General features: G+C 47.3%; 13 protein-coding genes. 5 read left to right on the top strand and 8 right to left on the bottom strand.

The features are described from left to right. Window positions 1-109: 109 nt before the first annotated feature. Together porB and AKG43_RS11135 are read right to left on the bottom strand one after the other, a co-directional pair. Window positions 110-1,207: a trimeric porin PorB gene (gene porB / locus AKG43_RS11140; RefSeq protein WP_054600615.1), complete on the bottom strand. Its 1,098-nt coding sequence runs from the start codon at window positions 1,205-1,207 to the stop codon at window positions 110-112. A 498-nt stretch (window positions 1,208-1,705) separates the two neighbouring features. After that, complete coding sequence (locus AKG43_RS11135) at window positions 1,706-2,389, bottom strand: peptidoglycan DD-metalloendopeptidase family protein (protein WP_054600618.1); 684 nt, start codon at window positions 2,387-2,389, stop codon at window positions 1,706-1,708. A 341-nt stretch (window positions 2,390-2,730) separates the two neighbouring features. Between AKG43_RS11135 and AKG43_RS11130 the strand changes: the two genes are divergently transcribed. The 5 genes from AKG43_RS11130 (at window position 2,731) to pyrI (ending at window position 7,162) form a co-directional block, all read left to right on the top strand. Continuing rightward, window positions 2,731-3,204 carry an FxsA family protein gene (locus AKG43_RS11130; protein WP_054600614.1) on the top strand — a complete coding sequence of 158 codons (474 nt, stop codon included), beginning with the start codon at window positions 2,731-2,733 and terminating at the stop codon, window positions 3,202-3,204. 280 nt (window positions 3,205-3,484) lie between these two features. Beyond that, on the top strand, window positions 3,485-4,267 hold the full coding sequence (trpA, locus tag AKG43_RS11125; protein WP_054600613.1) for a tryptophan synthase subunit alpha: 783 nt from the start codon (window positions 3,485-3,487) through the stop codon (window positions 4,265-4,267). A gap of 305 nt (window positions 4,268-4,572) precedes the next feature. After that, a complete protein-coding gene (accD, locus tag AKG43_RS11120; protein ID WP_054600612.1) occupies window positions 4,573-5,442 on the top strand; it encodes an acetyl-CoA carboxylase, carboxyltransferase subunit beta in 870 nt (289 codons plus the stop codon). A 329-nt stretch (window positions 5,443-5,771) separates the two neighbouring features. Continuing rightward, a complete protein-coding gene (gene pyrB / locus AKG43_RS11115) occupies window positions 5,772-6,692 on the top strand; it encodes an aspartate carbamoyltransferase (RefSeq protein ID WP_054600611.1) in 921 nt (306 codons plus the stop codon). An 11-nt stretch (window positions 6,693-6,703) separates the two neighbouring features. Continuing rightward, entirely contained in the window at window positions 6,704-7,162 is a 459-nt protein-coding gene (pyrI, locus tag AKG43_RS11110) for an aspartate carbamoyltransferase regulatory subunit (RefSeq protein WP_054600610.1), read from the top strand. Between the two features lie 104 nt (window positions 7,163-7,266). Here the strand turns inward: pyrI and rpmG are convergent, their stop codons facing one another. The 6 genes from rpmG to dusB form a co-directional block, all read right to left on the bottom strand. Continuing rightward, complete coding sequence (rpmG, locus tag AKG43_RS11105) at window positions 7,267-7,422, bottom strand: 50S ribosomal protein L33 (protein ID WP_003684373.1); 156 nt, start codon at window positions 7,420-7,422, stop codon at window positions 7,267-7,269. A 30-nt stretch (window positions 7,423-7,452) separates the two neighbouring features. Further along, a complete protein-coding gene (rpmB, locus tag AKG43_RS11100; RefSeq protein WP_054600617.1) occupies window positions 7,453-7,686 on the bottom strand; it encodes a 50S ribosomal protein L28 in 234 nt (77 codons plus the stop codon). 194 nt (window positions 7,687-7,880) lie between these two features. Further along, a complete protein-coding gene (purH, locus tag AKG43_RS11095; RefSeq protein WP_054600609.1) occupies window positions 7,881-9,458 on the bottom strand; it encodes a bifunctional phosphoribosylaminoimidazolecarboxamide formyltransferase/IMP cyclohydrolase in 1,578 nt (525 codons plus the stop codon). Between the two features lie 143 nt (window positions 9,459-9,601). Continuing rightward, on the bottom strand, window positions 9,602-10,066 hold the full coding sequence (locus AKG43_RS11090; protein ID WP_054600608.1) for a hypothetical protein: 465 nt from the start codon (window positions 10,064-10,066) through the stop codon (window positions 9,602-9,604). 103 nt (window positions 10,067-10,169) lie between these two features. Beyond that, window positions 10,170-10,415 (bottom strand): Fis family transcriptional regulator, encoded by a 246-nt coding sequence (locus tag AKG43_RS11085; protein WP_054600607.1) that lies wholly within the window; start codon window positions 10,413-10,415, stop codon window positions 10,170-10,172. Window positions 10,416-10,468: 53 nt separating this feature from the next. Continuing rightward, window positions 10,469-11,467 (bottom strand): tRNA dihydrouridine synthase DusB, encoded by a 999-nt coding sequence (gene dusB / locus AKG43_RS11080; protein ID WP_054600616.1) that lies wholly within the window; start codon window positions 11,465-11,467, stop codon window positions 10,469-10,471. Window positions 11,468-11,748 lie beyond the last annotated feature (281 nt).

Raw genomic sequence — 11,748 nt, 5'->3', positions numbered from 1 at the left:
GTATAAGAGACCGATACGATACCAATTTAAATTTTAATAATAATAATACAATTGGCATTGATAAAAAAGAGCCTGCATTTGCAGGCTCTTTTCAATCCAATCAATACGATTAGAATTTGTGACGTACACCAACCAAACCGGCAGTGTTTTGGATTTTCTCTTTACCAGTACCGGCTTTCAACCAACCGGCAGAAACCATAGCAGTAGTGCGTTTAGAGAAATCGTAGTCCGCACCTACCACTACTTGATGGTAGCGAGTGTTGTCGATTTTGTCATTGTTAACAACGTTTTTAGCTTTAAAGCCATGAGCGTAAGACAAGCGAGGAGTCACGTTACCGAAACGATAGCCTACAGTAGCAGCCAACTCTTGAGTTCTGATAGCAGGGCCTCCTTCAATAACATCAGGAGTAGTGTCGTCATCTTGTACAACAGGCACAACACCATTACTCAAAGCATTGCGGTAAGAGCTAACAGTGTCAACACCTTTAGTGAATTGGTAACCCAAGCCTGCAAACAGGTTATTGGCATCGTAACCAGCCTCTACACGGTGAACTTGACCAGCTTTATCTTTACCATTTTTAGAATAAGCATTTTTGTGGAATGCAGCACCGTACTGAGCAAAGAAGCCGGCATTTTCATAATTCAAACCACCGTAGTAAGCTTCTTTTGATTTCTGTTCATGAGTATATTTATCACCAGAGTTAGCATTATCGCGAGGAGTATATTGTACGTTTGCGCTAAAGCCAGCAAATACAGGGCTGTCGTAACGAGCGGAAACTACGCGATCACCGGTACGGGTAAACACGCCCAAGCCTAAAGCGTTGTTGTTGTATTCCCAAGGATCAATGGTACCCATGTCTTTCAATTGGGTATTCAATTTACCGGCGCGGAATTTACCGAAGCCGCCTTCCAAACCGATAAACGATTCGCGACCGGCCCATTCACCGCCACCGGCAACGCTTACTTTGTTTTCAACTTGCCAAATAGCGTTCAGGTTAGAACCCAAGTGCTCATGACCTTTGAAACCGATACGAGAGCCTAAATCGGCAATCTCTGTCGCAGTTTTGCTGCGTTGTTTATCATCACCAGAACCTACTTTTACTTTAGAAATTTCAACACCAGCTTTGATTTGGCCGTACAAAGTTACGTCAGCCATTGCTGCAACAGGCAGAGCAGCCAAAGACAAGGCAATCAGAGATTTTTTCATTGCTGTATTCCTTTTCTATCATTTAAGAAAACAAACTCAAATGGGTTATGAAGCCATCCAAGCTTATGCATTCATCGCGGGGTAAGCGATTTCATGCCTGCTAATATAATTGCTTCGTTGCAAAAAAACAAACTTTATCGGCTTTCGGAAGCTTTCGGGTTTGTAGATTGTGTGTGCTTTAACCCACAACTTTATTTTATTTCTTTTTAAATCATTTGGATACATCTTACCTTTCAAAAATTGGCACATTTGCAACAAATTGTCAGGTTATGTTGTTTTTCGGCACCGCGTATCGTTTTATGAGATGAGATGTTATCTGGGAAACTGCATTTGAAGCCGTTGGCAGAGTTCCGTAACGGTTATTGAAAGCCAAACGGCGGGCGGAATATATAATCCGCCCTTATTCAAGCCGACTTGATTCCTGATTTAGAGGTTTGGTTTTCAGACGGCCTCAACGATGTTGTGTTCCCGTCCGATTTGAGCCGCCGGATATTACGTTTATTTGAGAAACTGTTCGGGATTAACAGCTTTGCCGTTAATCCGCACTTCAAAATGAAGCTTAACGCGGTCGGTATCTGTGCTACCCATTGTTGCAATGGTTTGCCCTGCTTGAACAAGCTGGCCTTTCTGTACGGCGAAGCTATCATTGTGAGCATAGGCTGTAATGGTGCTGCTGTTGTGGCTGATCAATACCATTTTGCCGTAACCCCTGACCTCTTCACCTGCATACAGCACTTTTCCTGCAGCCGCTGCACGAACCGGACTGCCTAACCGGCCTGCGATATCGATGCCCTTATTGGTGCTGCCGTTATAGCGTTCAATGATGTTTGCGCTACCGTCGCTGACGGGCCATTGCAAGCTTAGGCGGTTGGTGGGGGCTACTGTTACTGTGCGCGCCTCTCTCGAGCCGGTTTGCGAACGGTTTCCGGTTGACCGAACTTTAAGCACTTGCCCGACTTCAATCCTGGTCGGGTCTTTCAGGCTGTTCCAAGCGGCGAGTGTATGTACGCTCTGACCGAATCTTTGGCCGATACGGTACAGTGTATCGCCACTCTGAACTCTGTAATACCCTTCGGGAACCGGGCCGCTAGAAGAAGAGACTGCACAGGCTGCGAGCGTTAATACCGCTGCAATCGGTGAAACTTTTTTAAATAAGCTGGAGAATAGTGTGTTCGTTTTCATAGGCGTAAGCATAGCAAATTTGGCTTGCTACAAAAATTTTCAGACGGCCTTTATATAAAGGCTTTACTTTTTTTTACTGCCAATATCGGCTGTTTTTGCCGATTATGCTTGAAAGAGATTGAAGTAATCTTTATTTTACTGGGGTTATGTTTTAGTGGGCACGGCGGCGGTTGCGGTATTCGGCTATGAAAGGGAATATTTGATTTTGATATGGTGGTTTGAATGTGTTTTAAGATTCCGCTTTGCTGCCGTTTTTCTCATTAAGCGTTCCGCTTTATCGCTCACAGCATCCCCACTAAAAAGTTCACACAAGCGGATGATTTGGTTAAGGAGCCAATGTAATGCACTTTTTCGGTATCGGTTTTTTGGTGCTTTTATTTTTAGAAATCATGTCTATCGTATGGGTGGCCGATTGGCTCGGCGGCGGATGGACATTTTTATTGATGATTCTGAGCTTTGCCGGCGGTGTGATGATGCTCCGCCATACAGGTATTTCCGGCGTATTGATGGCCGGCGCTACCATGCGCAGCGGTAAAGGGATTTCTCTGTATCAAATGTTGTGGCCTATCCGCTATACGGTTGCGGCGTTGCTGTTGATGAGCCCGGGTTTTGTTTCTCTGGCGATTGCTTTGATTTTGCTGTTGCCGATTAAAGGCAAACCGATTGCCCACATGGAGCACTTTCAAACCGGGCAAAATCCTTTCCAATATCCGCCAAAGCAGCATCCAAAAGGAGATATTATAGAAGGCGAATATACGGTTACCAGGCCGTCTGAAAAAGACAAACAGAACTACATTGAACACAAACCTGATTAAACTGTTTGCGTATTTGTATTTATAGAGAAAAGCCTTGTTTTGGGTTATTCACCTAAAACACGGGCTTTTTTATTTTATATATCAGTACTCTGTTATGCTGTTTTTATTTTTAAACAAACGGTTATCTTTTTACTTTGCCTCTGCATTTATATATACCGCCACGATGACGATGCCTTCTGACGACATGCCCTAAAATAGTCGCTCAGCTTCAAGCCAAGCAATGCTATACTCCTTGATTATTTTTCTTTAGAAGGCCGTCTGAAACAGACCCATCCTGATTATGAGCAGAATCCAACAGACTTTCCATGCACTTGGCCATCAAAAAGCCCTGATACCTTATATTACCGTTGGCGATCCCAATATTGAAACCACGCTCGATGTGATGCACAGTATGGTTTCAAACGGTGCCGACATTATCGAACTGGGCGTTCCTTTTTCAGACCCTATGGCAGACGGCCCCACCATCCAACGTGCGGCAGAACGTGCTTTGGCAAACAAAGTATCTTTAAAAGACGTTTTGGCTTTGGTACGCGAGTTCCGTCAAAAAAACACCACCACTCCGGTAATCTTAATGGGTTATCTTAACCCCATACACAAAATGGGCTATGAAGAATTTGCGCGTGCGGCTGCCGAATCCGGCGTTGACGGCGTGTTAACCGTAGATTCTCCCGTAGAAACCATCGGCACGCTGCATCATGCTTTAAAACAGAACGGTTTGGATTGTATTTTTCTGACCGCACCAACTACCAGTGAAGAGCGCATGGCAGAAATCGGCCGTTTGACCAGCGGATTTGTTTACTACGTTTCACTGAAAGGTGTAACCGGTTCGACAAAATTGGACACAGACGAAGTGGCTGCAAAAATCGCCGTGTTGCGCCAACATATCAACATACCTATCGGAGTGGGTTTCGGCATTTCGGATGCAGACAGTGCCCGTAAAATCGCCGCCGTTGCCGACGCTGTGATTGTAGGCAGCCGCATTGTGAAAGAAATCGAAAACAATCCCGGCAAAGAAGCCGAATCTGTCGGAACCTTGATCCGCACTTTGAAAGCAGCCATTTAGATTTTTTACTCTGAATATTTAAAATCAGGTAAAAAATCAGTTGCCAAGCTTTTCACGGCTGGCTATATTCATCGTTTCATACATAAAAACTGCTTGGGCATTTGCCCGATGCCGAAAATTATTCAATTGCTATCCGGTTCAGACCAATAAGGGCTGATGCTGTGTGTGAAACACGCCGGCAACAAAATCTGTTTTGTTATAAAACGCTCTATTGCAAGAAAAGTGCATATTCCACCGCGCAACTAAAGAATATGCCGATACAGCGGTTCATTTAGGCCGTCTGAAAACAACAAAGGAACTTACACATGAGTTGGTTAGATAAAATCCTGCCACCTAAAATCAAACGTGCAGACAAAAACGAATCAAGCGTGCCCGAAGGTTTATGGCACAAATGCCCGTCTTGTTCCGCAACACTCTATTCCACCGATTTACAGCAAAATCTCCACGTTTGCCCCAAATGCAACCACCACAATGCGCTATCCGCACGCGAACGCTTAAACCTATTATTAGATGAAAGCGGTCGTGAAGAAATCGGCGCCCATGTTAAACCTACCGATATTCTGAAATTTAAAGACAGCAAAAAATATCCCGATCGCCTAACCGCCGCACGCAAAATAACCGGCGAAGACGATGCTTTGGTGGTTATGAAGGGCACGCTCAACGGTTTGCCCGTAGTGGTTGCCGCTTTCGAATTCCGCTTTATCGGCGGTTCTATGGGTTCGGTTGTAGGTGAGCGTTTCGTACAAGGCGTTCGCCGTGCCGTGGCAGACAACTGCTCATTCATCTGCGTTGCCGCCTCAGGCGGAGCACGCATGCAGGAAGGTTTGAACTCGTTAATGCAGATGACTAAAACCAGCGCATCGTTGCATTTGCTGGCAGAAAAAAAACTGCCGTTTATCTCGGTACTCACCGACCCGACCATGGGCGGCGTATCGGCCAGCTTTGCCTTTCTCGGCGATATAGTGCTGGCGGAACCGAACGCGCTTATCGGCTTTGCCGGCCCGCGCGTAATTGAACAGACCGTGCGCGAAACCTTACCCGAGGGCTTCCAACGTGCCGAGTTTCTTTTGGAAAAAGGTGCAATCGACCAAATCGTCGACCGTAGGGAAATGAAGCAAAGCATTGCCGCTCTGATTACTTTACTGCGCCGCCAAGACGCCATGAGCGCGGCATAACACATATAATAAACTTAATATATTGTGCTATTCTTGCTGAAGGCCGTCTGAAAGTGTTTTTCAGACGGCCTTCTGTTATGCGATAATTACGCACATCAACCAGCGCAGAACCGCTTATAGTCAATCAACTTAACTTTTACCGCGGCGTTGCTGCGCTTTGCCGTATTACACTCATACTGCCTGCAGTTAAAAATAAGTTTATTTGCTATATATGTTTATCTTCACTGCCGCACCGCTTCTTTCGGCTGCCTCTGCCGCAGCGGTTCTGCCGTTTCCCAAACATTGTGCCCGTATTTCCAGCGGGCTTTTTTATGGAAAAAGGAAATACAATGCCTAATTTGCTTTATCGTCAGAATGTGATTTCCATCTCCGATTTAAGTACGCCGCAACTTGAGCTTTTATTGCACACTGCGCTTCAACTCAAAAACGAACCGCGCACGGATTTACTTAAAGGCAAACTGATCGGATCATGCTTTTTCGAGCCTTCAACCCGAACACGTTTATCGTTTGAAACCGCCGTACAACGGCTGGGAGGAAAAGTGATCGGTTTTGCAGACGGCGCCAACACCAGCGCAAAAAAAGGGGAAACTTTGGCCGACACGGCCAGAATTATTTCCAGCTACACCGATGCAATCATCCAACGCCATCCCAAAGACGGCGCAGCCCGCGTATTGGCTGAATTTTCAAGCGTACCCGTTATTAATGCAGGCGACGGCACCAACCAACACCCAAGCCAAACGCTGTTAGACCTGGTTACGATTTACGAAACACAAGGCCGTCTGAATCATCTCAAAATCGCCATGTGCGGCGATTTAAAATACGGCCGGACAGTACATTCACTAGCTCAAGCCTTAAAACGCTGGGGTTGTGAATTTGCCTTTGTTTCTCCGCCCAGCTTAGCCATGCCTGCTTATATCACCGAAGAATTGGATGAAGCCGGTTGCAGTTACCACATTCTTCCCTCTTTGGAAGCCGCCATCGAATGGGCCGATATTTTATACATGACCCGCGTCCAAAGAGAGCGGTTTGACGAACAAGAATTTTCCAAAATACAGGGGAAATTCAATTTAGATGCTTCCATGCTTACCAACGCCAAAAGCAACTTGCGCATTCTCCACCCCCTTCCCCGCGTAGACGAGATCCACCCCGATGTCGACAGCACACCTTACGCATACTATTTTGAACAGGCAACCAACGGCGTTTATGCACGCATGGCTATTTTATCGTTGATTCTCAATGAAGAAGTTTAAGGAATAAGGCTATGGAAAAAAAACAATACAGCGTAGAAGCCATTGAAAACGGTACGGTCATCGACCATATTCCGGCAGGCAAAGGTTTAACCATACTCCGCCAATTCAAACTGCTGCACCCCGGTAATGCGGTTACGGTAGGTTTTAATCTGCCCAGCAAAAACCACGGCTGCAAAGACATCATCAAAATTTCAGGCATTCATTTAGATGAAAAAGAATCAAACCGTTTGGCTCTGTTCGCACCCGAAGCCACGGTGAATGTGATTGAGCATTTTCAGGTTGTTGAAAAGCGGCATTTGAGCCTACCCGACACCATCAGCGAGGTATTCCGATGCCCCAATCCCAACTGTGCCAGCCACGGCGAGCCGGTGAAAAGCCGCTTTTATGTAAAAACCAGCGGCGGGCAAACCAAACTCAAATGCCACTATTGCGAAAAAACTTATTCGCGTGAATTTGTTACAGAAGCATAATGTATGGGAACGCTCCGGCTGAGACCTTTGCAAACAGCCGGAGCATAAAAAAGCCTTCGTTTATCAACGAAGGCTTTTTATCGTGTTTACAATCAACAAACTGCTTATTTCAGTTTGGTTTCTTTGTAAATAACATGCTTGCGGGCTACCGGGTCAAATTTTTTGATTTCCAGTTTGCCGGGCATGGTGCGTTTGTTTTTGGTAGTGGTGTAGAAGTGGCCAGTACCTGCACTTGATTCCAGTTTGATTTTATCGCGCATTGCAGTATTCCTTAATCAAATATCTTTAAATTAAGCTTCGCCGCGGGCGCGCATTTCGGCCAATACAGCATCAATGCCTACTTTGTCGATGGTGCGCAATGCAGCGTTGGATACGCGCAGGCGAACCCAGCGGTTTTCACTTTCTACCCAAAAACGACGTGATTGCAAGTTAGGCAAAAAACGACGTTTGGTTTTGTTGTTGGCGTGTGATACGTTATTGCCAGACATCGGGCGTTTACCGGTCACTTTGCAAACTCGTGCCATGGTTAGTCTCCAAACTTCTAAAATAGTAAAACGCGATTTATACCATAAAAAGCATTTGTGTTTCAAGCCGCTTTTTTGAATCATCGGCATTTTCGGTTTAATTTTCGTTACTTCTGTTGTGTAGAGCCGAATAATGATACTCAGGCCGTCTGAACCACACGCCTGCGGCCCGAGCTGTTTCGGCTGTTTAATGGTTAATGGCGGAAATGACGCACGCCGGTCAACACCATAGCAATACCGTGCTCGTCTGCGGCGGCAAACACTTCTTCGTCCCGCATGGAGCCTCCGGGGTGGATAATGGCTTTGATACCTTGTTCGGCAATGACATCGACACCGTCCCGGAACGGGAAGAAGGCATCGGATGCGGCACAAGCACCGTTCAGGTCAAAACCGCCGTCTTGTGCTTTACGCGCGGCAATGCGGGTGGAATCGACACGGCTCATCTGGCCGGCACCGATACCGTAGGTTTGGCCGCCTTTGCCGAATACGATGGCGTTCGATTTCACGAACTTGGCTACATTCCACACAAACATTAAATCCTGCCACTCTTGCTCGGTAGGTTGGCGTTTGGAAACCACTTTCAAATCGTCGCGCTTGATACGGTGGATATCGGGGGTTTGCACCAACAGCCCGCCGCCCACACGTTTGAGTTCGAAACGGTTGGAACCGGCCAAAAGCGGCACTTCCAATACGCGCACATTTTTCTTGGCTGCAATGATTTCTTTAGCCTTATCGGTAAATTTAGGCGCTATCAGCACTTCAAGAAACTGGCCGGTTACGGCTTCTACGGTATCGGCATCCACTTCGCGGTTGAAGGCGATAATGCCGCCGAACGCGCTGGTGGTATCGGTAGCAAACGCGAGCTTGTAGGCGTTCAAGGTTGTATCGGCCACCGCTACGCCGCAGGGATTGGCATGTTTCACAATCACGCATGCCGGCTGGTCGAAGGCTTTTACGGCTTCCCAAGCTGCATCGGCATCGGCAATATTGTTGTAAGACAACTCTTTGCCTTGAAGTTGGTTATAAGCAGAAAGGCTGCCGGCAGCAGGATAGACGTCGCGGTAAAACGCCGCATGTTGGTGCGGGTTTTCGCCGTAACGCATTTCTTGAACTTTTACCCAGCTTTGGTTGAATTGGGTGGGAAACTCGCCTATTTCGGGTTCGCCCGATAATTTTTCATCCGACACACTGGTAAGGTAGTTGGAAATCATGCCGTCGTATTGGGCGGTATGGCTGAACGCTTTACGCGAGAGATTGAAGCGGGTTTTGTCGCTCAATGCGCCGTTGTTATGGTGCAATTCGGTGATAACGTCGTTGAAATCGGCGTTATCGGTCACAATCGCCACATGTTTCCAGTTTTTGGCGGCGGAGCGCACCATGGTCGGGCCGCCGATGTCGATGTTTTCGATTGCATCTTCCAGCGTGCAGCCGGGCTTGGCAATGGTTGCCGCAAACGGATAAAGATTCACGCATACCAAATCGATGTTGCCGATATCGTGCTCTTTCATTTTTTCGACATGCTCGTGCAAATCGCGGCGGCCGAGAATACCGCCGTGGATTTTAGGGTGCAGGGTTTTCACACGGCCGTCGAGCATTTCGGGAAAGCCGGTGTAGTCGGCGACTTCGATCACCGGCACTCCTGCGTCGGCCAACATTTTGGCGGTACCGCCGGTAGAAAGGATTTCCACGCCAAGCTTGTTTAAGGCTTGGGCAAATTCGATAACGCCTGTTTTGTCGGACAAGCTGATAAGGGCACGTTTCACGGTTGCCATTTCGGTTCCTTGTTTGGTTGATACATTGAGTCGAAAAAACATTCAAAATTAAAAAAGTTTTTTTCAGACGGCCTGCTCCCGTCTTTTCGCGTGCAGGCCGTCTGAAACCTTACATTTGCCTATATCGGAACATGCGTTGATACTCACATGCCGCTTTTCAAAGCCTTGGCCACGGCTTCGCCGTCTTTTCTGCCACCCGCCAGTTGGTAGCAAATGTTTTTATGGGTGGTGTAATAAGCACCGGGGCTGCTGCCGCCCTCGTTTTTATCAAAATACGTTTTATTACCATACAGCTTGCGGCATTCAGGGTGGGTGTTGTAAAACACCCTCATGACCGTGCAGTAATTCGTACCATCACATTCTGCCGCATCCCGCTTCATCGAATAATACACACCGGCCTCATTATCGACATGGAAGCCGCGCTGCACCGCCCAGCCGCGGCTTTTCGCCAGCGGTGCCAGCGCGCGTTTGATTTGCTGCTCCAAGCGGACATTTTTCTTACCGCCCAAAGCTATAATTTCCATTTCTTTCCGCTCACTGATTTTTCCTGCGGCAGAGGCAGAAACTGCGGCACATAACAAAACAGCGGCAACGCATGATTTTTTCATTTTGTTTCTCCTTACAGACATGGTTAAAACCGTATCAACGGCTCATGAAAACATGAGGCCGTCTGAAAACCTGAATGGCTTGTTTTCAGACGGCCTGATGCCTTTAACCCTCCAATAATCCGTGCTGCACCAGTTTTTTACGCAGGGTATTTCGGTTCAACCCCAATACGGCGGCGGCTTTGCTTTGGTTGCCGCCGCACTCTTCCATCACGCATTCGAGCAAAGGTTTTTCAACCTGATGCAATACCATATCGTAAACGGCGCAAGGAATTTCTCCATTCAAATCATGAAAATACTGTTTCAAGTTTTGCTCGATGCAGTGAGCAATATCGGGGATGTTCTGTTTCATAACGATGTCTTTATTTATTATTGATATTGAGGCTCGGATGATTTCAGACGGCCTTAACGGTAACTGCATGCCCAGCTGTCGGCACGATTGGGCAGCTGCTCGAGAAAACCGGCAAGCATATCGTATTGTGCGGCGGCACTGTCTAACTGATTAATGGCGCGGCGTGCGGTTTCTCCCTCCGGCATATCTGCGATATACCAGCCGATATGTTTGCGGGCAATGCGCACGCCGTCGCGCTCGCCGTAAAAATCGTGCATACCGCCGATGTGCCGCAATATGGTTTCGCTGCATTTCTGTATGGTGAGCGCATCGGGCAGGCAACCGTGTTCGGCAAAATATTTCAAATCACGAAACAGCCACGGCCGGCCTTGCGCTCCCCTACCGATCATAATGCCGTCGGCTCCTGTTTGCTTGAGCACCTCTGCAGCTTTCTGCGGAGCGGTAATGTCGCCGTTCACCCAAACGGGAATATTCAGACGGCCTTTGGCTTCGGCAATCAAATCATATTCCGCCTCGCCTTTATACATCTGGGTGCGTGTGCGCCCGTGGATGGCAATCGCCGCGATACCGGCATCCTCCGCCATACGCGCAATCGTAAGAATATTTTTATGTTCGTCGTGCCAGCCCAAACGGGTTTTGAGCGTTACCGGAACATCCACCGCGCGGACAACGGCATTCAAAATATCCTCCACCAGCGGTTCGTTCTGCAACAGCGCACTGCCTGCCAACACATTACACACTTTTTTGGCCGGGCAACCCATGTTGATATCGACAACCTGAGCACCCTGCTCCACATTGTATCGTGCCGCATCCGCCATCTGCACAGGGTCGTTCCCTGCAATTTGAACCGCCACCACACCGTCTTCGCCGCTGAAATCGCTTCGGCGGAGTGTTTTGCGGGTTTGCCGCAAAGTCGGATCGCTGTTCAACATTTCGCCTACCGCCCAACCCGCTCCGTATTCGCGGCACAACTGCCGGAAAGGTTTGTCGGTTATACCGGCCATCGGCGCAAGCGCAATGGGGTTGTTGATCGAATAAGAGCCGATTTGCATAAACATAAACAGGATACAGTTTGCACGAGACACGGATTGTACATTTTTTAAGCAGAATTTTCCAACGCAAAAACAGCTTTGACAACTTTAACCTTCAATTAAAAACATCTTCAGAAAAACCGAATCCACATATGCCATTCAATTAAAAATAACGATATAATTATTCAAATTGAATTAAATTCTCTCTCTTCACTTACTTTCCGCCTTTAAAGTTTAAAAACGATAAAAATAAAATTAGATTACATTAATTTAATGTTTATTTTTGTAATGCTGCCTACGGG

It is taken from the genome of Neisseria sp. 74A18 (genome assembly GCF_001308005.1).
GTDB classification, from domain to species: Bacteria; Pseudomonadota; Gammaproteobacteria; order Burkholderiales; family Neisseriaceae; genus Neisseria; species Neisseria dumasiana.
The sequence above is the reverse complement of the archived record's forward strand: the minus strand, read 5'-3'. Positions and strand labels throughout refer to the sequence as shown.

What these genes read in the sequence shown, in the direction of transcription:
- porB (WP_054600615.1), bottom strand. Translation starts at nt 1,207, where the DNA reads ATGAAAAAATCTCTGATTGCCTTGTCTTTGGCTGCTCTGCCTGTTGCA.
- AKG43_RS11135 (WP_054600618.1), bottom strand. Translation starts at nt 2,389, where the DNA reads ATGAAAACGAACACACTATTCTCCAGCTTATTTAAAAAAGTTTCACCG.
- AKG43_RS11130 (WP_054600614.1), top strand. Translation starts at nt 2,731, where the DNA reads ATGCACTTTTTCGGTATCGGTTTTTTGGTGCTTTTATTTTTAGAAATC.
- trpA (WP_054600613.1), top strand. Translation starts at nt 3,485, where the DNA reads ATGAGCAGAATCCAACAGACTTTCCATGCACTTGGCCATCAAAAAGCC.
- accD (WP_054600612.1), top strand. Translation starts at nt 4,573, where the DNA reads ATGAGTTGGTTAGATAAAATCCTGCCACCTAAAATCAAACGTGCAGAC.
- pyrB (WP_054600611.1), top strand. Translation starts at nt 5,772, where the DNA reads ATGCCTAATTTGCTTTATCGTCAGAATGTGATTTCCATCTCCGATTTA.
- pyrI (WP_054600610.1), top strand. Translation starts at nt 6,704, where the DNA reads ATGGAAAAAAAACAATACAGCGTAGAAGCCATTGAAAACGGTACGGTC.
- rpmG (WP_003684373.1), bottom strand. Translation starts at nt 7,422, where the DNA reads ATGCGCGATAAAATCAAACTGGAATCAAGTGCAGGTACTGGCCACTTC.
- rpmB (WP_054600617.1), bottom strand. Translation starts at nt 7,686, where the DNA reads ATGGCACGAGTTTGCAAAGTGACCGGTAAACGCCCGATGTCTGGCAAT.
- purH (WP_054600609.1), bottom strand. Translation starts at nt 9,458, where the DNA reads ATGGCAACCGTGAAACGTGCCCTTATCAGCTTGTCCGACAAAACAGGC.
- AKG43_RS11090 (WP_054600608.1), bottom strand. Translation starts at nt 10,066, where the DNA reads ATGAAAAAATCATGCGTTGCCGCTGTTTTGTTATGTGCCGCAGTTTCT.
- AKG43_RS11085 (WP_054600607.1), bottom strand. Translation starts at nt 10,415, where the DNA reads ATGAAACAGAACATCCCCGATATTGCTCACTGCATCGAGCAAAACTTG.
- dusB (WP_054600616.1), bottom strand. Translation starts at nt 11,467, where the DNA reads ATGCAAATCGGCTCTTATTCGATCAACAACCCCATTGCGCTTGCGCCG.